The organism is Flavobacterium sp. W22_SRS_FP1 (assembly GCF_052113685.1).
Classification (GTDB): domain Bacteria; phylum Bacteroidota; class Bacteroidia; order Flavobacteriales; family Flavobacteriaceae; genus Flavobacterium.
On record NZ_JBGQOE010000011.1, the window covers coordinates 65,272 to 87,227 of the forward strand.

General features: G+C 36.1%; 20 protein-coding genes. 4 read left to right on the forward strand and 16 right to left on the reverse strand.

The features are described from left to right. Positions 1 to 37: 37 nt before the first annotated feature. The 10 genes from nuoH to aspS all read right to left on the reverse strand — a co-directional run bounded on the left by nuoH (position 38) and on the right by aspS (position 9,295). Positions 38 to 1,090 carry an NADH-quinone oxidoreductase subunit NuoH gene (gene nuoH / locus ACEN2H_RS08290; RefSeq protein WP_441731866.1) on the reverse strand — a complete coding sequence of 351 codons (1,053 nt, stop codon included), beginning with the start codon at positions 1,088 to 1,090 and terminating at the stop codon, positions 38 to 40. 3 nt (positions 1,091 to 1,093) lie between these two features. Beyond that, a complete protein-coding gene (locus ACEN2H_RS08295; RefSeq protein WP_441731867.1) occupies positions 1,094 to 2,137 on the reverse strand; it encodes a 2Fe-2S iron-sulfur cluster-binding protein in 1,044 nt (347 codons plus the stop codon). A 74-nt stretch (positions 2,138 to 2,211) separates the two neighbouring features. Then, entirely contained in the window at positions 2,212 to 3,579 is a 1,368-nt protein-coding gene (nuoF, locus tag ACEN2H_RS08300) for an NADH-quinone oxidoreductase subunit NuoF (RefSeq protein ID WP_441731868.1), read from the reverse strand. Position 3,580: 1 nt separating this feature from the next. Beyond that, the gene (locus ACEN2H_RS08305; protein ID WP_441731869.1) at positions 3,581 to 4,111 is read right to left on the reverse strand and encodes a complex I 24 kDa subunit family protein; all 531 of its coding nucleotides are present in this window, start codon (positions 4,109 to 4,111) and stop codon (positions 3,581 to 3,583) included. An 83-nt stretch (positions 4,112 to 4,194) separates the two neighbouring features. Further along, positions 4,195 to 5,433: an NADH-quinone oxidoreductase subunit D gene (locus ACEN2H_RS08310; RefSeq protein WP_441731870.1), complete on the reverse strand. Its 1,239-nt coding sequence runs from the start codon at positions 5,431 to 5,433 to the stop codon at positions 4,195 to 4,197. Positions 5,434 to 5,465: 32 nt separating this feature from the next. Next, positions 5,466 to 5,987, reverse strand: a complete 522-nt coding sequence (locus ACEN2H_RS08315; RefSeq protein ID WP_441731871.1) for an NADH-quinone oxidoreductase subunit C — start codon at positions 5,985 to 5,987, stop codon at positions 5,466 to 5,468. 4 nt (positions 5,988 to 5,991) lie between these two features. Next, positions 5,992 to 6,540, reverse strand: coding sequence for an NADH-quinone oxidoreductase subunit B (locus ACEN2H_RS08320; protein ID WP_441731872.1), 549 nt, complete (start codon positions 6,538 to 6,540; stop codon positions 5,992 to 5,994). 77 nt (positions 6,541 to 6,617) lie between these two features. Then, positions 6,618 to 6,983, reverse strand: a complete 366-nt coding sequence (locus ACEN2H_RS08325; RefSeq protein WP_441731873.1) for an NADH-quinone oxidoreductase subunit A — start codon at positions 6,981 to 6,983, stop codon at positions 6,618 to 6,620. Between the two features lie 241 nt (positions 6,984 to 7,224). Then, the gene (locus tag ACEN2H_RS08330) at positions 7,225 to 7,419 is read right to left on the reverse strand and encodes a cold-shock protein (protein ID WP_007137066.1); all 195 of its coding nucleotides are present in this window, start codon (positions 7,417 to 7,419) and stop codon (positions 7,225 to 7,227) included. 130 nt (positions 7,420 to 7,549) lie between these two features. Then, entirely contained in the window at positions 7,550 to 9,295 is a 1,746-nt protein-coding gene (gene aspS / locus ACEN2H_RS08335; protein WP_441731874.1) for an aspartate--tRNA ligase, read from the reverse strand. A 232-nt stretch (positions 9,296 to 9,527) separates the two neighbouring features. Here aspS and ACEN2H_RS08340 point away from each other — a divergent pair, with 232 nt between their 5' ends. Next, complete coding sequence (locus ACEN2H_RS08340; protein WP_441731875.1) at positions 9,528 to 9,881, forward strand: toxin-antitoxin system YwqK family antitoxin; 354 nt, start codon at positions 9,528 to 9,530, stop codon at positions 9,879 to 9,881. Between the two features lie 145 nt (positions 9,882 to 10,026). Here ACEN2H_RS08340 and ACEN2H_RS08345 read toward each other — a convergent pair whose 3' ends face one another. From ACEN2H_RS08345 to ACEN2H_RS08365, 5 genes are read right to left on the reverse strand one after another with little or no spacing between them, the layout of a single operon-like run. After that, positions 10,027 to 13,200, reverse strand: a complete 3,174-nt coding sequence (locus tag ACEN2H_RS08345) for an efflux RND transporter permease subunit (RefSeq protein ID WP_441731876.1) — start codon at positions 13,198 to 13,200, stop codon at positions 10,027 to 10,029. A 55-nt stretch (positions 13,201 to 13,255) separates the two neighbouring features. Further along, a complete protein-coding gene (locus ACEN2H_RS08350; RefSeq protein ID WP_441731877.1) occupies positions 13,256 to 14,323 on the reverse strand; it encodes an efflux RND transporter periplasmic adaptor subunit in 1,068 nt (355 codons plus the stop codon). Between the two features lie 4 nt (positions 14,324 to 14,327). Next, entirely contained in the window at positions 14,328 to 15,671 is a 1,344-nt protein-coding gene (locus tag ACEN2H_RS08355; RefSeq protein ID WP_441731878.1) for a TolC family protein, read from the reverse strand. After that, positions 15,671 to 16,270, reverse strand: a complete 600-nt coding sequence (locus tag ACEN2H_RS08360; RefSeq protein ID WP_441731879.1) for a TetR/AcrR family transcriptional regulator — start codon at positions 16,268 to 16,270, stop codon at positions 15,671 to 15,673. Before ACEN2H_RS08360 ends, ACEN2H_RS08355 begins: the two co-directional genes overlap by 1 nt. A gap of 15 nt (positions 16,271 to 16,285) precedes the next feature. After that, complete coding sequence (locus ACEN2H_RS08365; protein ID WP_441731880.1) at positions 16,286 to 16,810, reverse strand: YceI family protein; 525 nt, start codon at positions 16,808 to 16,810, stop codon at positions 16,286 to 16,288. Between the two features lie 158 nt (positions 16,811 to 16,968). Between ACEN2H_RS08365 and ACEN2H_RS08370 the strand changes: the two genes are divergently transcribed. Continuing rightward, the gene (locus tag ACEN2H_RS08370; protein ID WP_441731881.1) at positions 16,969 to 17,943 is read left to right on the forward strand and encodes a polyprenyl synthetase family protein; all 975 of its coding nucleotides are present in this window, start codon (positions 16,969 to 16,971) and stop codon (positions 17,941 to 17,943) included. 45 nt (positions 17,944 to 17,988) lie between these two features. Next, positions 17,989 to 18,342 (forward strand): hypothetical protein, encoded by a 354-nt coding sequence (locus tag ACEN2H_RS08375; protein ID WP_441731882.1) that lies wholly within the window; start codon positions 17,989 to 17,991, stop codon positions 18,340 to 18,342. 24 nt (positions 18,343 to 18,366) lie between these two features. On the opposite strand, the gene ACEN2H_RS08380 is transcribed toward ACEN2H_RS08375, so the two are convergent. Beyond that, positions 18,367 to 18,912, reverse strand: a complete 546-nt coding sequence (locus ACEN2H_RS08380) for a hypothetical protein (protein ID WP_441731883.1) — start codon at positions 18,910 to 18,912, stop codon at positions 18,367 to 18,369. A 116-nt stretch (positions 18,913 to 19,028) separates the two neighbouring features. Here ACEN2H_RS08380 and ACEN2H_RS08385 point away from each other — a divergent pair, with 116 nt between their 5' ends. Continuing rightward, positions 19,029 to 21,806 (forward strand): 2-oxoglutarate dehydrogenase E1 component, encoded by a 2,778-nt coding sequence (locus ACEN2H_RS08385; RefSeq protein ID WP_441731884.1) that lies wholly within the window; start codon positions 19,029 to 19,031, stop codon positions 21,804 to 21,806. Positions 21,807 to 21,956: the final 150 nt, after the last annotated feature.

Consider the following 21,956-nt stretch of genomic DNA (forward strand, 5'->3'; position numbering starts at 1 on the left):
TTCAGTGCGTTCAGGCCTAGACATTCTTAAGTGCTATTTAAAATCCTAAGTAAATTGCTATTTCTGCTCTCAACATCACAATCCCCGTTATAATGATATTTACGATAGATAATGGTATTAATACTCTCCATCCCAAATGCATCAGCTGATCGTATCTAAATCTTGGAATAGTCCATCTCACCCACATGTAAAGGAAAATGAATCCGCATATTTTTATAAATAAAGCTACTATACCTAATATATTGGCCAAGTTTACACCCCAGTTTTCTACTGCCCAACTCATTCCAGGATAGTTATAGCCACCGAAGAATAAAACAGCAAGTATAGTAGAAGAGATAAACATGTTGGCGTATTCAGCAAACAAATAGAAACCCATTTTCATAGAGGAGTACTCTGTATGGTATCCACCAATTAATTCTGTTTCGCATTCTGCTAAATCGAAGGGAGTTCGATTAGTTTCTGCAAACGCACAGATTAAAAATATTAGGAATGATAATGGTTGGTAAAAAACATTCCAGTTCATTCCAGATTGTTGTGCAGATATTTCCCGTAAACTTAAGGTACCGGTCATCATCAATAAGGCGATTAATGAAAGACCCATTGCTACTTCGTATGAGATCATTTGAGAAGCGGCACGTACAGCCCCAATTAGTGAGAATTTATTATTAGAAGCCCATCCACCAATCATAATTCCGTAAACACCTATTGACATTACTCCAATAAGATATAGTAAAGCAACATCTATGTCAGTTGCTTGTAATATGATATCCTTACCGAAAAGATGAAATCGATCACCCCAAGGGATCACAGCGCTCGTCATTAAAGCGGTAGTCATCGCAATCGCGGGACCTGTAAAGAATAAAAAGCGGTTTGGGGTATCAGGTTCAAATTCTTCTTTAGCAAACAATTTTAATCCATCTGCAAGAGGTTGTAGTAAACCACCTTTACCTGCTCGGTTTGGACCGACACGATCTTGAAGCCAAGCGGCTACTTTTCTTTCAGCTAAAGTGGAATACATTGCCATTAACATAGTGATCCCAAAAACCACCAATATGATGACACTTTTCTCTATAATTATACTACTATCCATATTCTAAATGTTACCAAGTTTAAAATCTTCTGTTTCTTCCTTATTCAAGGGGATAGCAGGCATACTTATTTTTAAACGGTCTTGTTCTCTACCTTTTAATATAAAATCTTCGGTATCTATTACAACTGTCTCTAATTTTTGAGTGTAGTTATTTTGATTGATAACGGAGTCTTTGTCAAAAGCTCTTGGACCTTCAATAACCCAGTGGGCTGGGTCTTTGTGGTCAAAACGACATCCGTTACATATAAATTCGTCAACTTCATGATACACATCTTTACGACCTGTTACTCTTTGAATTTCGCCTCCAAACATCCAAAGGGTTGTTTTGCCGGAACATTTATCGCAATCTCTATGTGCAGTATACGGTTTGTTGAACCAAACGCGTGATTTAAATCGAAATGTTTTATCGGTTAGCGCACCTACAGGGCAAACGTCAATCATATTTCCTGAAAACTCATTGTCGATCGCTTTAGAAATACAAGTCGAAATATTAGAATGATCCCCTCTATCCATCACTCCATGTACACGATTATCTGTCAATTGATCAGCGACCATGACGCAACGATAGCAAAGGATACAGCGATTCATGTGTAATTGAATATTTGGTCCAATATCTTCAGGTTCAAAAGTCCTTTTATCTTCTACAAATCTACTTTTACCTTTTCCGTGTTCAAAACTCAGATCTTGTAAATCACATTCTCCCGCTTGGTCACAAACCGGACAATCTAATGGGTGATTGATCAATAAAAACTCGGTTACAGATTGTCTCGCTTCCCGCACTCTTTCCGAAGATTTGCTATTCACTTCCATCCCGTCCATGCAGCCTGTTACACAAGAAGCCATTAATTTAGGCATTGGTCTTGGATCTGCTTCACTTCCTTTAGCTACTTCGACTAAACAACAACGGCATTTTCCACCGCTCCCCTTTAGTTTAGAGTAATAGCACATTGCTGGGGGAACCGATTCTCCTCCAATCATACGTGCCGCTTGCAGTATGGTTGTTCCTGCTTCAACTTCAATTTCTTGACCGTCTATTGTTACTTTCATCGTATTTTTGTTTGGCTGTTTAAGGTTTAACGTTATTGAAACTTCCCGTATAAACTTTAAACATTGAACTATTTTTAAACTATTACTTTAGAAACTAAATGCTTTACTTTTTCAAAAGGCTCAGCAACAAAATGGTTTCTGTTCTTTATTTTTTCTGGGAAACGAACATGGTATTCAAATTCGTTTCTAAAATGTCGAATAGCTGCTGCTACCGGCCAGGAAGCTGCGTCACCTAATGGACAGATCGTGTTTCCTTCAATTTTACTTTGAATGCTCCAAAGTAAATCAATATCTTCTTCACGTCCTTGACCGTTTTCAATACGCCACAGTACTTTTTCTAACCATCCTGTTCCTTCACGACACGGAGAACATTGTCCACAACTTTCGTGGTGGTAAAAACGAGCAAAGTTCCAAGTATTACGAACAATACATGAGGTATCATTGTAAACGATAAATCCTCCTGAACCTAACATGGATCCTGTTGCAAATCCACCATCACTCAATGACTCATAAGTCATTAAACGATCATCGCCATTTGCTGTTTTATAAATTAAATCGACAGGTAAGATTGGTACAGATGAACCTCCAGGCACCAAAGCTTTTAATGGTCTGTCGGAACTCATTCCGCCTAAATATTCGTCAGAGTTCATGAATTCATAAACGGATAATCCTAATTCAATTTCATAAACACCAGGATTTTTTACATGCCCTGAAGCAGAAATTAATTTAGTTCCGGTTGATCTTCCAATTCCTATTTTCGCGTAGTCATCACCTGAATTGTTTACAATCCATGGCACTGACGCGATTGTTTCTACATTGTTTACCACAGTTGGATTTGCCCATAATCCAGACACTGCAGGAAATGGTGGTTTGATACGAGGGTTTCCTCTTTTTCCTTCCAATGATTCAATTAAAGCGGTTTCTTCACCACAGATGTAAGCACCAGCACCAATGTGAACATATAGTTCTAAGTCGTATCCGGTACCCAATATATTTTTTCCTAACCAACCAGCTGCTTTCGCTTCGGCAATGGCTTTTTCTAGAATTTTGTAAACCCACATATATTCTCCGCGGATGTAGATATAGGATAGGTTTGCTCCCAAAGCAAAACTAGAAGTGATCATTCCTTCAATTAATAAATGAGGAATAAATTCCATCAAGTATCGATCCTTGAACGTTCCTGGTTCAGACTCATCTGCGTTGCAAACTAAATGTCTCGGTTTTCCTGATTTTTTGTCAATAAAACTCCATTTCAATCCAGCTGGGAAACCGGCACCACCACGACCACGAAGTCCTGATTTTTTCACTTCTTCAACAACTTCATCAGGAGTCATTGCTTTCATTGCCTTTTCTACCGACGCATAACCACCGTTTTGGCGATATACTTCGTAGGTTTTAATTCCCGGAACGTTTATTTTATCTAATAATATCTTTTTTGACATATTATTTATCTTGTAATATTACTTTTCCTTCTTTGCAGTCAGCGATTAACTGATCAATTTTATCTTCGGTAAGGTTCTCTTTGTAAAAATCACCTAATTGCAACATTGGCGCATAGCCACAAGCTCCTAAACATTCCACTCCTTTTACTTCAAAAAGACCGTCTGTAGTTATTTCGCCTATTTTTACGCCTAGTTTTTCACAAGTGTAATCCATCAGGTCTTCGGTTCCATTTAAGCAACAAGGAGAAGTGTGACAGAATTCAAACATGTATTTCCCAATAGGTCTTTGATTGTACATGGTGTAAAACGAGACTACTTCGTAAACCTCAATAGGTAAAATCTCAAGAATTTCGGCAACTTTGTTCATTAGCTCAGTACTTAGCCAATTTTCATGGGCATCTTGTACTTCATGTAAAATGGGTAATAAAGCTGATTTTTTCTTGTCAGCAGGATAATGACTCATTAATTCATTGATGCGATTCATCAATGTTTCGGTCATGTTTATTTCTTGTTTGTAATGTATACGTTCCATTTTTTATTATTTCAAATTTTGAATTATAAAATTTAACTGCTTCTAGTTATTCCTAATTTAAAATTCATCATTTATAATTTTATTTAAGCGTCTAATTCTCCTGCGATTACATTTAAACTTGACAAGATTACAATCGCATCTGATAGCAGTGCTCCTTTTATCATGTCTGGGTACGCTTGATAGTAAATGAAACAAGGTCTTCTAAAATGTAGTCTATACGGAGTACGACTCCCGTCAGTTACTAAATAAAATCCTAATTCTCCGTTTCCTCCCTCTACAGGATGGTATATTTCTGCAACTGGAACAGGAATTTCACCCATTACAATCTTAAAGTGGTATATTAAAGACTCCATACTTGTGTAAACATCTTCTTTCGGAGGTAGGTAATAGTCAGGTACGTCAGCATGAAATTCATTTCCCTCAGGCATTTTTTCCAATGCTTGACGAATTATACTTATGCTTTGCCAAACTTCAGCGTTACGAACGCAAAAACGATCATAGGTGTCTCCCGATGTTCCAACAGGGATTATAAAATCGAAATCGTCATAAGAGCTGTAGGGCTGTGCGATACGTACATCGTAATCAACTCCTGCTGCACGTAGGTTTGGTCCTGTGAAACCATATGAAATTGCTTGTTCAGCAGAAATTGCACCTACATTTATTGTTCGGTCCATGAAAATTCTGTTTCTTTCAAATAGATTTTCGAATTCTTTCCAAGCTACTGGAAATTCTTCTAAAAACACATCTAATTTTCTAAAAGCTTCTGGTGACCAATCCCTTTCGAAACCACCAATTCTTCCCATATTAGTAGTCAGTCGAGCTCCACAAATTTCTTCATAAATCTCATATACTTTTTCTCTAAACTGAAAAACATAAAGAAATCCAGTGTAAGCACCAGTATCCACTCCTAAAATAGAATTACAGATAAGATGATCCGTAATTCTTGCTAATTCCATCACAATAACTCTTAAATACTGAGCACGTTTTGGTACTTCAACATCGAGTAGTTTTTCTAAAGTCATCCACCATCCCATATTATTGATGGGAGAGGAGCAGTAGTTCATTCGGTCTGTAAGTGGAGTTATTTGGTAAAAAGGGCGGTTTTCTGCAATTTTTTCAAAAGCGCGGTGTATATAACCAATGGTTGGTTCGGCTTCTAAAATACGTTCCCCGTCCATCAATAAAACGTTTTGGAAAATTCCGTGCGTAGCAGGATGAGTAGGACCTAAATTTAATATGGAAAGTTCGCTTCCATCTTCATTTATCTTCTCTTTCATTATTTTAGCATAGCGATGCTCTGGGGGTAATAATAGTTCTGACATTTATTGAATGTGAAAAATTATAAATTTTATTTTTAGCAATTGTCGATTGTTCTGCCGAAAAAGCGATCGTCTTTATCGGTTCGTCCGCCATCTTCCATAGGAAATTCTTTGCGCATGGGAAACGAAACCATTTCATCCATGTTCAAAATACGCTTTAATTGTGGGTGTCCAATAAAATCTACACCGTAAAAATCATAGGTCTCTCTTTCCATCCAGTTTGCACAGAGGAAAATGTTAGAGATTGTTTTTATCTCTGGCTTTTCACCATTGATATATGTTTTGATCTTTATACGTTTGTTTTCATACCAATTGTGCAAATGATATACGATTGTAAATTGTCGGTCAACTTCATTATCAGGATAATGTATTCCACACAAGTCAGTCAAAAAATTAAAACGTAGTAAAGGGTCATTTTTTAAAAAGAGAACAATCGCTGTAATTTTGTCAGCAGGAATTTCAAACGAAAAGATATCTTTTTCTTGCTTGAAGTGAAGCACATTTTCGCCAAACGCTGCTGTTAATTTATCTTGAATTACTGTGTTTTCTAATGCCATGATGTTATTTGATATTATAAGATGCCAATAATTCTTGGTATTCAGGTGAACTTCTTCGTCTTACGTTTTCCGTTCTAACTAATTCTTGTAATTTCATTACTCCATCTACTATTTGCTCCGGTCTAGGAGGGCACCCTGGCACGTAAACGTCAACGGGTATAACCTTGTCAATTCCTTGAAGAGTAGAGTAGGTGTCGAAAATACCTCCTGAGGAAGCACAAGCGCCAACAGCTATAACCCATCTTGGTTCTGACATTTGCTCGTATACTTGGCGTAAAATAGGGGCCATTTTTTTAGAAATAGTTCCCATTACCATTAACATATCGGCTTGACGGGGAGAAAAACTAACACGTTCAGATCCAAATCTAGCCAAGTCATAATGTGAGGCCATGGTAGCCATGAACTCAATACCGCAACAAGAAGTTGCAAATGGCAATGGCCAAAGTGAATTGGCGCGAGCCATACCTACAACATCATTTAGTGTTGTGGCGAAAAATCCTTCTCCAACAACACCGTCTGGCGGCTCAACTATTTTTATGCTTGAATTACTCATCGTTTTATATTTTGAATTAGAAAATTTGAATCGTTAACCATATAGGTTGTTTTCAATTCAATGTTTATAATAATTTCTTATTCCCATTCTAGCGCTTTCTTTTTGATAATGTAGAAAAACCCCACCAAAAGGAGAACCATAAATATGACCATTTTAACCATGCCTTCCATTCCTAATTCCTTAAAGTTGATTGCCCAAGGATAAAGAAAAATCACCTCGACATCAAACAATACAAACAATATGGCAACAAGAAAGTATTTTACTGAGAATGGAATACGTGCATTTCCTATACCTTCGACGCCGCATTCAAAGTTTTTACCTTTAATTTCTGATTTTCTTTTGGGTCCTAACTTACCTGAAACTATAATGGTTCCGACAACAAATCCAGCAGCTAATAAAAACTGTAATAAAATAGGGATATAATTTAATTGATCAGATTGCATAATTAAAGTGTTTTTTAGGCTAAAATAAGCCACAAAGATAGGTTGCAAGGATTTAAAACACAAGTGTAATTTGAAATTTAGTTATAGCATAAAGAGAATTAACTTTTAATTTTGAATAATTATAAATAAGATATCTGAATTGGCTTTTATCATTTGGTATTTCGGGTATAACCAAAAAAAAACGTTTCGAAATAAATCGAAACGTTTTAAACATTCGTAGGCAAAAATGATAATTTTTTGCTTAGATAACTGCTACTTTCGCAGCAACTTTCCCTTTTCTTCCTTCTTCTTCTTCATAACTAACTCTGTCACCTTCGCGTAATTCTTCCGCGTTGATTCCTGATGCATGAACAAAAATGTCTTTTCCTGTTTCTTCGTCTGTAATGAATCCGTAACCTTTTGACTCATTGAAAAATTTAACTGTACCTGTACGCATTGTAATAGTAATAATAATTTATAATGGGCAAATATAATATATAATATAACACGAATACTATCAATGTGAATTTTTTTATTAAAATAATTGATATTCAACGTTTTCCGGTAAATATATCCGATTAACTGCCTTAATTTAATCTTATGTGAAGCTCTTTTAATTGGGATTCATCAATTACTGATGGCGCATCTATCATTACATCTCTTCCAGAATTATTTTTGGGGAATGCGATGAAGTCACGGATGGTTTCTTGACCACCTAAGATTGCCACTAATCGGTCTAGACCAAATGCTAAACCTCCATGTGGAGGTGCTCCAAATTGGAACGCGTCCATTAAGAATCCAAATTGTACTTTGGCTTCTTCTTCAGTAAAGCCTAAATATTTAAACATTAGTTGTTGTGTTGCTTTATCATGAATACGAATAGAGCCTCCTCCAATTTCATTTCCGTTCAAAACCATATCATATGCATTGGCACGAACTTTTCCTGGATTTGTTTCTAATAAATGTATATCCTCTGGTTTTGGCGAGGTAAAGGGATGATGCATTGCGTGATAACGACCGCTCTCTTCGTCAAATTCTAGTAATGGGAAGTCAACCACCCATAATGGGGCAAAATCGGCTGGGTTTCGTAATCCTAAACGTGTTGCTAATTCCATTCGCAAAGCACTTAATTGGGATCTTGTTTTATCGGCAGGACCAGACAATATGTAAATCATGTCGCCAGCTGTTGCTCCGGTTGTTTTTGCCCAATTCGATAAATCATCTTGATCGTAAAACTTATCCACCGATGATTTGTAAGATCCATCTTCGTTACATTTTACGTAAACCATTCCGGAAGCACCCACTTGAGGTCGTTTTACCCAGTCAATAAGAGCATCTATTTCTTTTCTTGTGTAACTTCCTCCGCCAGGAACGGCAATTCCAACAACTAATTCGGCAATATTGAATACAGGGAAGTGTTTGTTTTTAGCCACTTCATTCAATTCACCAAATTCCATTCCGAAACGAATGTCTGGTTTATCATTGCCATAGGTTTTCATGGCATGCTCGTAGGTCATACGAGGGAATTTATCCACTTCTATTCCTTTTATCTCTTTTAAAAGATGTCTAGTTAATCCTTCAAATACATTTAAAATATCCTCTTGTTCCACAAAAGCCATTTCACAATCGATTTGTGTAAATTCGGGTTGTCTGTCTGCACGCAAATCTTCATCACGAAAACATTTCACGATTTGGAAGTATTTATCCATGCCGCCAACCATCAATAATTGTTTGAAGGTTTGTGGTGATTGTGGTAAAGCATAAAATTGGCCTGCATTCATTCGAGAAGGGACAACAAAATCTCTAGCCCCTTCTGGAGTAGATTTTATTAAGTAGGGTGTTTCTACTTCACAAAAATCAAGATCCGAAAGATATTTACGTACTTCCATTGCTACTTTGTGTCGAAACAGCAAACTATTTTTCACCGGATTTCTTCTTATGTCTAAGTAACGGTATTTCATTCTTATGTCTTCTCCGCCATCCGTGTCATCTTCAATTGTAAAAGGAGGAGTTAAGGCAGCGTTTAATATGTTTAGTTCAGTCACTAAAAGTTCAATTTCGCCAGTGGGAATGTTTTTGTTTTTAGCTTCACGCTCGATTACCGTTCCTTTTACTTGAATCACAAATTCACGGCCTAAAGTCTTAGCCAGCTCAAATACCGTTTTTTCGGTGCGACCTTCGTCGAAAATCAATTGTGTAATTCCGTAACGATCTCTCAAATCAATCCAATTCATAAAACCTTTATCACGAGATTTCTGAACCCAACCAGCAAGTGTTACCTCAGCGTTTATATGTGATGCGTTTAATTCGCCGCAATTATGACTTCTATACATTATCAAAAATTTAGGTTATTCTATGTTTTGGCCCTTTGGACTTGGCTGCAAATTTATAACTTATTATGAACAATGAATTGAGAAAACCGGTTTATTACTTTGGTAAAATAGATATGTTTTGAATCTCAAATGTTAAATTTTAGTCCAATGTTACCAAATTGTTACCAAATAGTTTTTTTAATGTAAAAACATTATATATATTTGTTGAGCAAACAATTAAAAACCTATCAAGATGAAAAAATATATAGTTATCGGTACAATGTTAATCACAGGAATGATTTTCGCTCAAAACACTAATGTAAAACCAAAATTAGAAGTAGTTGGAAACTTCGTTAAGGCTACTTTCCTTTACGATAATGGTCAGGTAAAACAAGAAGGGTTTTATGAAGATGGAAAACTACAAGGAAAATGGGTTTCTTATGATGTAAACGGTAATAAGACCGCTGTTGCAGAATACAGCAAAGGACAAAAAGTAGGAAAGTGGTTTTTCTGGAATGATTCAGTTCTAAGCGAAGTGGACTATTCTGACAACAGGGTTGCCGCAGTAAAAAACTGGAAACGTGACGCAATAGCTAATATTGATTAGTAAAATTTACTTTAATAAAAAAGGCTTCCGTAATGCACGGAAGCCTTTTTTATTGGCACTAATAACATGTGAAGTACCATTTTTAAATTAAAAATCTGCCTATCCTGTGCTTGGATAGGCAGCTTTTTTTGTTTTGAACTTATAATTAAAGCTTAGGTTCAGCATTTAGGTTATCCTCATTTAGTGCTTTATGCTCATAATCTTCTACCATCAAAGCTTCATAATCTGTTTCTTTTCCCTTTGTAAGCTTGTGAATTAACTTCTCCATTATTTCATAGATAACAGGTACGACTATTAAAGTAAGGAAAAGGGAACTTATTAATCCACCAATGATTACCCAAGCCAAACCATTTTTCCATTCAGCGCCTGCGCCTGTAGCTAATGCGATCGGGAACATACCAAAGACCATTGCTATAGTTGTCATTAGAATGGGGCGAAGGCGAGCATGATTAGCTTGAATTAAAGCTGTTCTTATCGTTTCTCCCGCTGCTCTTCGCTGATTCGTATAATCGACTAACATAATCGCATTTTTACAGACCAAACCAATCAGCATAATTATACCAAGGATGGTAAATATATTTAAAGTATTGTTAGTTAAAGCTAAGGCTAATAAGGCTCCAATAAAAGAAAGTGGAATGGCAAACAATACCACAAATGGGTGGACAAAACTGTCATACAATCCAACCATTATAAGATATACAAGTATGATAGCAGCCAATAAGGCGATACCTAATGTTCCAAAACCTTCACTTTGGTTCTCTTGATCTCCTCCCCAGATGTAATTCACATCAGCGGGCTTTTCGAGTTTATCAATTTTTTCTTGCCATTGGCCTACAATAGTTCCCGCGGGAACTCCTACATTTTGACCTTTTACTGTAACGGAAGCTGTTTTGTCTCTACGTTCTAATTGGCTAGGTCCAGAGCCTTCTCTTATACTTGCAAATTGTGAAAGTTTTATTTGCTCTCCTCTGCCGTTCATGAAAATCAGATTACTAACATCGTTCATGCTTTTTCTGTCAAATGCATTGTATTTAATGTTAATGTCATATTCGTATTCTCCAGCTCTAAATTTGCCATCGGTATTTCCACTGTAGGCGGTTTGCATTGTCATTCCTACTGTCTGTAGTGAAAGTCCGAGTGAAGCCATTTTGTCCCGATCTACTTTAACATTAATTTCAGGATTTCCTGCTTCAACAGATAGTTTAATTTCTGTTGCACCAGGTATTTTGTATAACTCTGCTTGAGCCAGCTTTGCAAAAGCCATAGCGCTTTCTAGTGACGAACCGGTTACTATCAAGCCTAGTGTAGCATCTTCCGCTGTTCCTAATATACCTACGGGAACAGTTTTCACTTTGGCCCCAACTAGAACATTTTGAAGTTTACGCTTTATTTTTGCGGCATATACTGAGGCACCATCGGTCCGGTCTTTCTGGTCAACCATTTTCACGTCAATTTCAGCTTTGTAAGCAGTTGCCTGTGAAGACCCTAGTCCTTCACTAGTTTGACCTACAGTAGTAATTTGTGTTTGCACATACTCTTGGGTTTTTAAAAATGCTTCCGCTTTTTGTGTCATAAAGTTGGTCTGTTCTAAAGAAGCATCTTTTGGCATCTCTATTTGAACTAAAAACTCGCCGCTATCCGAAGATGCAAAAAACTCCCCACCAATAAAACCTGCTGGAATAAGCGCTATAGAACTAAAAAACAGTAATAGAACAATTGCTAATGTTGTTTTATAGTGATCTAATGACCATGTTAATAAACCAGAAACCCAGTTTATAAAACGTGTCAAGTAGCTTTCGAATCCAAGAATAATTCTTCCAAAAAGGTTTTTACCTTCTATATGTTCCAGTTTTCCATAACGAGAAGACAACCACGGAATTATTGTAAAAGAGGCTAATAACGAAAACAATGTAGAAATAATTACAGTAACACAAAATTGTGTAATTATGTTTGAAACTAAACCAGAACTCAGCGCGATTGGTAGAAACACCACCACAATTACTAAGGTGATAGAAGTTACCGTCCCACCAATTTCGGCAGTTCCGTCGTAGGCTGCACGCACTCGATTTTTACCCATCTCCATATGCCTGTAAATATTTTCTAGAACAACAATCGCATCATCGACTAAAATACCTACAACCAGCGATAATCCTAATAAACTCATCAGGTTTAGGGTGTATCCTAATAGGTATATTCCAATAAATGTTGAGATTAACGATGCCGGAATAGAAACCATTACGATCAGTGAGTTTCTAATACTATGCAAGAAAAACAACATCACAAATGCTACAAGTAATACTGCAATCAATAAATCATGAACTACAGAGTCTGCAGCTTCTAATGTAAAAACAGTAGTGTCCTTAGCTACATTCAGTTCCAGTTGGCTAGTTTTGTAATCGGTTTCTAATTTAGTGATGGTTTTTAGCAACTCTTCACTTACAGCTACAGCATTGGCATCAGATTGTTTAATAATTTGTAAAATAATAGAACTTTTTTGATCGACACGAGCTATTTTTTCTGCAATCTTTTGACTATCCTGAACATCAGCAATATCCTGTAGCCTAACTTGAACTCCGTTCTTTGAAGATACTATTAGGTTTCGTAGTTCGTCAACATTTTTATATTTACCAGCTAATCGAATAAGAATTTTTTGATCTCTAGTTCTTATATTTCCCGTAGGGAAGTCTAAATTTGAGGAGAGAATTACTTGTTGTACCTGTGGAACAGAAAGTCCGTAACCTTCGATTTTTAGAGCATCAAGGTTAACTTGTATTTCACGTTCTTGACCTCCAATAATGTTTATTTGAGCAACACCGGCAACACGTGAAAGGATTGGGGCTATTTTTTTATCCATTAAGTCATAAAATGCCACTTCATCCATTTCTCCATTAGCGCCGATAGTCATAATAGGCAGATCGCTTAAAGAGAATTTACTCAATGATGGAGCTTTAGCGTCCTTTGGTAAGTCACTTATTATCGCATTTATTTTACGTTGTGCATCATTTAATGAGACGTCAACTTTAGCCGCTGAGTTTAGTGTTATAGATACCGTTGATAAACTCTCATAAGACTTAGAGTCAATTTTTTTTATATTTTCTAAAGAGGAAATCGCATCCTCAATTTTTTTGGTTACCGTATTTTCAACTTCAGATGGAGATGCTCCAGGATATATTGTGGCAACAGTAATAACGTTTTGTTCAAATTTTGGAATTAATTCATAGCCCAATTGACTATAACTAAAGAGTCCACCAAGAATCAGAATTGTAAACAATACAATTACTAATGAGGGACGTTTTATGGATATTTCTGCTAATTTCATATGTTTAATTGTAAGTCGTGAAATGAATTTAAAACTTTAAACTCATCATTTAAAATTATTTTATTATATCCACTTTATTTCCGTCTTGCAGGTTTATCTGTCCAGTTACGATAACGCTTTCTCCATTTGAAAGTCCGTTTAGGATTTCTACTTTGTCTCCCAGAATTCTTCCCGCAGTTACAGTTTTTAATCTAGCCGTTCCGTTTTCAGCCACAAAAATTTGATTGCTACTAACGCTACCTACAAACGCATTTCTAGGTACAACCATCATAGATTGTTTTTGCTGTTTTGATGCGAATAAAGCTGTTCCGTACATTCCTGCTTTTAAATCATTTGATGATGTGTTGGCGATTTCTATTTCTACTGGAAAATTCAAAGTTGAATCTGCTTTTGGTGCGATGAAAGTGATTTTTCCGGTAAACTTAACATCGGGATAAATACTTGCCTTAACCTCAACCGGGCTTCCTAATTTTAAGTTGGCAACTTGACTTTCGTCTACTGTAACTGTTAATTTTAAGGAAGAAACATTTACAATTTCAAACATAGCGGTTGCTGGCATACCTGCCAGCATAGAACCTGGCTCAATGAATCTTTTGTTGATAAATCCTTTTATTGGTGATTTTACTCTGGTATCACCTACGTTAATATTAGCTGTCTTTAAGTTAGATCCAGCATTCGTCAAAGCTAATTTTGCCTGATCTAGTTGTTGTTTGGTTACTCCCCCTGATTTAAACGCATTTTCATACCTGGAATAGTCGGCTTGTGCGTTATCATAAATCGCTTTAGCTGTCTGGGCATTTACATTTACAACGTCACTTCTAACAATGACCAATGTTTGGCCTACATTCACATAGTCGCCCTCATTTGCTAAGACGGTAATCACTTTTCCAGATTTTTCTGCTGAAAAAGTTAATTCTTGGACTGGTTCAAAGTTGCCATTTACTGAAAAATCTAATGAAATTTCTTCTGTTGTTACAGGGTTTATTCTGACACTTATACTTGCATTTTTTTCTGCAACTATAGCTGTTTTTGCTTCATTCTCTTTTTTGTTATTCATCAAGGTGAAAGCGATAAGCCCTAAAGAACCCAGTATTACTGCTATTGTTATTATATTTCTTTTCATTTTGTTAGTTGTTTATGAGTGTTCCTAGTTGGCCTTTTGATTTAATTAATTGTATTTCTGCTAGCTTGTAACCTAATATGGCAGAGGTGTAGTTATTTTGTGCTTCGGTATGAGCGTTTTCTGCATCTAATAGATCTGTCAAAGAAGCTAAGCCTTGTAAATAATTGTTTTTAGTGTTACTTAAAACATCTTTCGCTAACTTGGCATTTCCTTTTTGGTTTTGAATGATGATCATGCTGTTGTCAATTTGTGTTTTAGCATTAGCGTACGCTAAATCAAGCGACAATTTTGTGTCTTTTATGTCTTCTTGCATTGATCTCAATGCCACATCTGCTTGACTAACTTTTGTCCTAGTCTCAAACCCAGAGAAAATGGGTACTTTCAAATTCAATCCTACTGAAGAGAAATCGGTCCAAAAAACTCCGTCAGCTGGTTTTGCTCCCCAGGGAATTTGCGGTCCTTGACCTATATAGTTGTAGCCTGCCGAAAGAGATAGGCTCGGATAGTAGCCTGCTATCAGTGATTTCTTTTGAATTTCTAATAGTTGCTCTTGTTTTTCCATAAGCAAAAATTCTGTTCTGGTTGCAGTGTTTGGAACTTCTGAAAAAGCTTGCGGGCTAACCTCAAATGCTGCATAAGGGATTTCAATTTTAGTTTCTATCGGCATTCCCATATAAAACTTTAATGTGTTTTCTTGAACTTGTATTGCATTTAAAACCTGCTGGCGTTGTGTAGCAATGTTTGAAATTTTTACTAAAATCCTGTCCAAATCTATCTTTTTGGCTAGTCCGTTATCAAATAAACCTTTGATAATATTTTTTACTTTATTAGTATTGATATAGGTGCTGTCCAAAACGTTTAGGTTTTGACGTTGAACATAAACCTGGTAATAATTGTTTGCTACCCTTTCGATTACTTGTTCTTCAGTCAATTGCTGGTTGATTTGATAAAACTCTCTAGTTGATTTCGCCGCTTTCAAACCGGTGAATACGGATTGGTCAAAAAGGGTTTGTGTTAGCGAAATTCCTGCAACAGAGCTCCATGTTTGACCAAAAGTAGCCTGTATTACGTTGCCTGGTTCTCCGCCAAAGGAGCCTGAATCAAGAAAAGTAGTCTGTAGAATAGGATTAAAAGTTAGACTGGCATTCGCAGATATTTTAGGTAATGCTCTGGATCGTACTTCCTCAATTTGATACTTACTGTTTTCTACTTTTAATTGTGCTTTTTTGGCATCTGCTTTATTTTCTAAAGCGTAGGTAATCGCGTCTTTTAATGCTAGCGATTTGACTTCTTGAGACGTTGCGGTTATTGCAAATATCAAGAATGTCATTAAAATTATTTTCTTCATTATGTATTAGGGTTTAGTAAATGTTTTTCGAGTTCTATAATTCCTGTTGGAGTCGCCATGGCTCTGGTGTGGTATTCTAATGCTTCAAGTTCTAGTTTTTGCGCTTCTTTTTCAGAGCTTGTGTTTTCGTTGATGTTAAATATTAAGGTATAGTAAAATTTCACATAGATATCTACATCTAAATCTGGCCTATATAGCCCATTTTCTATTCCTTTTAAAATGTTCTCTCTAAACCACATCGAACACTCGTTTATCTCTCGTAACATTACTTTTTCATAAACCTCTGGGTAATGTTTTTTTAATTGATAGATTGAGGAACTGTCTACGGACGATTTAAACATCTCACGGAACATTTTTCTTATTTTGAAATTTTCTTCGATAGCAGTGTGATTCATTTTCAAAACACTATTTATTGTTTCGTGCAGCTCTTTATGTATGTGCGTTGTACTTTCTCGTATTAACAGTTCTTTGTTAGAGAAAAACTTGTAAATCGTTTTTTTTGAAATGCACATTTCGCTCGCAATATCGTCCATTGTGATACTCTTAAAACCTAGTTTTAAGAACATATCGCTTGCTTTTGTGATTATCTTTTCTTTCATTTTTTTCTACTTCTTTTAGACTGAAAACTCCAAACTGGCAATCAAGTTTATATCTCGACCGAAGCTCAATCCTCTTGTTTGTTTCGTAGCATTTGAGGACAGTCCAAAATCTTTTCGGTTTATTTGTCCGACTACCTCAAACACTGCTTTATGAACTCCATCGTAGGTTTTTATTCCGATAAACTCAGCATCTAGCTCTACTACTTTTGTTATGTTATCAATCGTTAATTCTCCTTTTAGAAAGTTAATATTGTTGTTTATTTTTTGGAATGAAGTCGATTTAAAATTAACATATGGAAAATCAGTTGGTCTTATCTCTGAGTTTTTTTTTCCAGGTTTATAAGCCGTATTATTTACATCCAAGCAAAATTCAATGGAAGCATCTTCTATTGTATCTTCATGAATATTGACATGTCCTTTAAATTTATTTACGGATCCTGCGATGTAAGCAATCAAAGAGTGTCTTGCTTTAATGAGGATGTCAGATTGATTAGAATCAATGGTCCATTTTGTTGTTGATATTGGTAGGCTAGTATTCATTGTTTTAATTGCGAATTTTAATTTTGTGTGCAAAAGTAATACGGAAACTTTAAATACTAAAATAGTTTCCATTGTATTTTAACACATTTAACATTTCGTTAAGAAACGGTGTTTGTAATCACGGTTGAATGCATTAAATTAGCAAAAAATTTACTTTCATGCATGCCATTAATCAGTATCAAGATTTCTTCATTATCTATTTAGAAAATCATCTCAGTAGCAAAGAGCCGAAAAACCTATACGAGCCTATTTCCTATATTTTGGGTTTAGGCGGCAAGCGGATACGTCCAGTTTTGACTTTGATGACTACAGAAGTTTTTAATGTTGACTACAAAAAAGCGCTGCCAGCTGCTATGGCTATTGAGGTTTTTCATAACTTTTCTTTGGTTCATGATGACATTATGGATGATGCGCCCTTACGCCGCGGACATCAAACCGTTCATGAGAAATGGGATGTTAACTCTGGGATTTTGTCTGGTGATGCGATGCTTATTTTGGCATATCAATATTTCGAACAATATGAACCAAAGACTTTTATGCAATTGGCGAAGTTGTTTAGTAAAACAGCTCTTGAAGTCTGCGAAGGGCAGCAATGGGATGTTGATTTCGAAACTCGGGATGATGTAACTATTCCTGAATATCTCAAAATGATTGAGTATAAAACAGCGGTTCTTGTAGCAGCCGCCATGAAAATGGGTGCTATAATTGCTGAAACCTCTGAAGAGAATGCTGATTTAATATATGATTTTGGATTGAATTTAGGTTTGGCTTTTCAACTGCAAGATGATTACTTGGATGCCTTTGGTGACCCTAAAACCTTTGGAAAGCAAGTGGGAGGTGATATTATTGAAAACAAGAAGACGTATTTGTATTTGAAAGCTATGAGTTTTTCTAGTAAAGATGAGGCATCGCAATTAATGCAAGTGTTTGCTGATCGGCTTGATGACAATGCGGACAAAATTCATAAGGTAAAAAATATTTTTAACAAGTCTGGAGCTGCTAAAGCAACGCAGCAAGCGATAAAAGAGTACACCAATAAAGCTTTTGCAACCTTAGAAAGAATGAATATTGAAGAAGATAAGAAATCAATATTAAAGGCTTTTGGAGAAAACTTAATGAGTCGAAAAGTTTAAACTCATCAAAAAATCTCGTGTCAAACTACTAAAAATAAAAAAGCCATGTTTATAGCCCCAAAAAACGTCGACTTATTGCTTTCTGAAGCAGAAAATGAAACTTTATACCTCAAGTTAATTGAGCAAATAAATAAGGATTTTAATTTGGCCAATGAAGGAATTGATTTTCCAATGAGCATATCTCCTGATGAATTGAAAATTCAATTACATGAAAAAATCTATAGATTGATTCAATATAAATTTGCTGAATACCTTAACCTTCTTTATATAATTGATGTTTCTGAGGACGAGGTAAAAAAAATGGATGGTTCGGATTTAGTGGTTTTGGCGGAACAAGTTTCTTTTTTGATTTTAAAAAGGGAATGGCAAAAAGTGTGGTTTAAAAACAAATACCGTTAATTTTAATTTCTATGTATAAAATTTTTAGAAATAGACCCTAACAAAAGGCATGAAGGCTTGGCTATAAACATTTTTTGTGCCGTCTTGCAACACATTATAACGTGCTCCTATCGTAACGTTGCCGTTTCTGTAACCTAAACCAAAGAACAAACCTGTGTTCCAATAGTCTTGTGGGTCGCTGTTCGAGCCGTCTAAGTTCACATTAACTCTCAATTCTTCCAATTCTGCCGAAATTTGTATTTCTCTTATGGGATTAAATAATGCGATAATGCTGCCACCATATAAATTAGAAGTGTAGAAGGCTCTCTGTTTTGCATAAGTGTATTGTGCGCCCAAACCCAAGGCTACATATTCATTGAAATTATAAATGGCGCTAGGGGCTAAAGATATATCGGTATACCCGGTGCCAAAGCCCAATCCGATGCCACCGCCAAATTGTACGTTTTTCCAGAAATCACTATTCGATTTGGAGGACAATCCTTGTTGTTGTGCTAATAACTCATTCGAAATTAATGAGATAAAAAGAGCCAAAATGATTTTTGAAACACACTTATGTTGATTTTTTCTCATAAACAGTAAGGTTTTAAACATTTTTGCACATAAAAGTGTTTAAAAGTAAATGTAAATTTAGTAGATTATTGTACTTTTGCCAAACTATTTTAACTAAAAGTATATTAACTAAAATTATGGATAGGTTCTCATTTTTAAACGCAGCACACACAGAATTTTTTGCACAATTATACGATCAGTACTTAGAAAACCCAGATAGTGTCGAGCCAAGTTGGAGAAGTTTCTTTCAAGGTTTCGACTTTGGGGTTGAGACTTACAATGGTGAAAACCCTGTTGAACACATAGTTAGTGCGACTTCAGGCAATGCTGACTACTCCCAAATTTCTGAAAAACTTCACAAAGAGTTTAACGTATTGAAGCTTGTCGAAGGCTATCGTAGTCGTGGACATTTGTTTACAAAAACGAACCCAGTAAGAGAAAGAAGGATGTTCGAGCCAGATCTTGACATTGCTAATTTTGGACTTTCATCGGCAGATTTAAATACTGTTTTTGACGCAGCTAAAATAATCGGGCAAGAACCTTGTACATTGGCCGAGATCATAAAACACCTAGATTCTATCTATTGTCAACACATTGGTGTTGAATATATGTACATCAGAAAACCGGAGATTATTGACTGGATTCAAAGGAAATTGGGGGTAAACGACAATCACCCTAATTTTTCTTCAGAAGAGAAAAAATCGATTCTTAATAAATTAAATGAAGCGGTTGCCTTTGAGAGTTTTCTTCATACAAAGTACGTGGGACAAAAACGATTTTCTTTGGAAGGAGGGGAAACTATAATTCCTGCTCTTGATTCGCTAATTGAAAAAGCAGCCGAAAGAGGGGTCGAGCAGTTCGTTATGGGAATGGCACATCGCGGTCGTTTGAACGTTTTGGCAAACATATTTGGCAAATCAACTCAAGATATCTTTGGTGAATTTGATGGTAAAGATTATGATCAGGAGTATTTTGATGGAGATGTAAAATATCATTTAGGTCTTACTGCTGATAAAACTACAAGTACAGGTAAACAAATCAGTATCAATCTTGCTCCAAATCCTTCGCATTTGGAAACAGTCGGCGCGGTAATTGAAGGAATTACAAGAGCGAAGCAGGATAAGTACTTTCCGAGTGATTTTTCAAAAGTCTTGCCAATTGCAGTCCATGGTGATGCCGCAATTGCAGGGCAAGGTATTCTTTATGAAATTGTGCAAATGGCGCAATTAGAGGGTTACAAAACCGGTGGAACAATTCATATTGTAATTAATAACCAAGTTGGATTTACAACTAATTATCTTGACGGACGTTCGTCAACATATTGTACAGATGTCGCTAAGGTTACACTTTCCCCTGTTTTGCATGTTAATGGCGATGATGCCGAAGCAGTAGTCCATGCTATGTCTTTTGCATTGGATTTCAGAATGCAATTTGGTCGTGACGTATTTATTGACTTGTTAGGATATAGAAAGTACGGACATAATGAAGGCGACGAACCTCGTTTTACGCAACCTCTTTTATATAAAATTATTGCAAAACATAAAAATCCTAGAGATATATATGCTGCAAAATTATTGTCGGAAGGTGTCATAGATATCGGTTTTGTAAAAGAACTTGAGGTGGAGTACAAATCTGATCTTGAGTTAAACTTGGAAGCGTCCCGTAAAAAAGCTCTTACTATAATTACTCCATTTATGGAAAATGAATGGGAGGGTTTTGTACAAGTTACGGACACTCAAATGCTTGAAAAAGTAGACACATCCTATCCAAAAGAAGATTTAGAGATTGTTGTGAATGCAGTTGGTAATTTGCCGACAGACAAGAAGTTTATCAATAAAATTCAAAAATTGATAAACGATAGAAAAACCATGTTTTTTGAAACTGACAAGTTGGATTGGGCTATGGCCGAACATTTGGCTTATGGTTCACTGATGAAGGAAGGATATGACGTACGTATTTCTGGACAAGATGTAGAGCGTGGAACTTTTTCACATCGTCATTCCGTTGTAAAAGTCGAAGATTCTGAAGAAGAGGTAATTTTAATAAATAATTTAGAAGGGCAGAATACTGGAAAATTCAGTATTTACAATTCTCCTTTATCTGAATATGGAGTTTTAGGTTTCGATTATGGTTATGCTTTGGCAAGTCCAAAAACACTTACCATATGGGAAGCTCAGTTTGGTGATTTCAGTAATGGAGCCCAAATTATTATTGACCAATATATTTCGTGTGGAGAAGACAAATGGAACAGTCAGAACGGAATCGTACTGCTGTTGCCTCACGGATATGAAGGGCAAGGTGCTGAGCATTCCTCTGCAAGGATGGAGCGTTATTTGCAACTCTGTGCTAGACATAACATGTTTGTTGCGGATTGTACAACTCCCGCTAACTTCTTTCACTTGTTAAGAAGACAAATGAAAACAAAATTCCGTAAGCCACTTGTCGTGTTTACGCCAAAGAGTTTATTGCGTGATTCAAGAGTAGTTTCAACTGTAGAGGAATTTGCAACAGGAAGTTTTCAGGAAACCTTTGATGACGAAACAGTGAATAAAGAAGAGGTTAAAACACTGGTATTTTGTACAGGTAAATTCTATTATGACATAACTGCCGAAAGAGAAAATATTGGTCGTAATGATGTTGCGGTTGTTAGGATAGAGCAATTATTTCCTTTGCCGGTAGAGCAGTTAAAAGCAATTATAGCTAGGTATCCAAATGTCGATGATTATGTGTGGGCACAGGAGGAACCCAAGAACATGGGGGCTTATGGTTTTATGTCGATGAATTTCAATTTAGTGAAGTTTAGACTTGCGTCATTAAGAGCTTATTCCGCTTCCGCTTCAGGAAGTTATACAAGAGCTAAAAGACGTCACGCAGATGCCATTAGAATGGTTTTTGACAAAAACTTATTTTCATAAAATAAGCAGCTATTTTAATTGCTAGCTATATTTTCCATATCCAGAATTTTATTTTGGGTTTTGAATAAGTGAGACAAAAGAATACGCCGCCACTATTGGGGCTAGAAAATGAAGTGCACAAGAAAGAAGTTGTTTTTAGTACAATTCGGA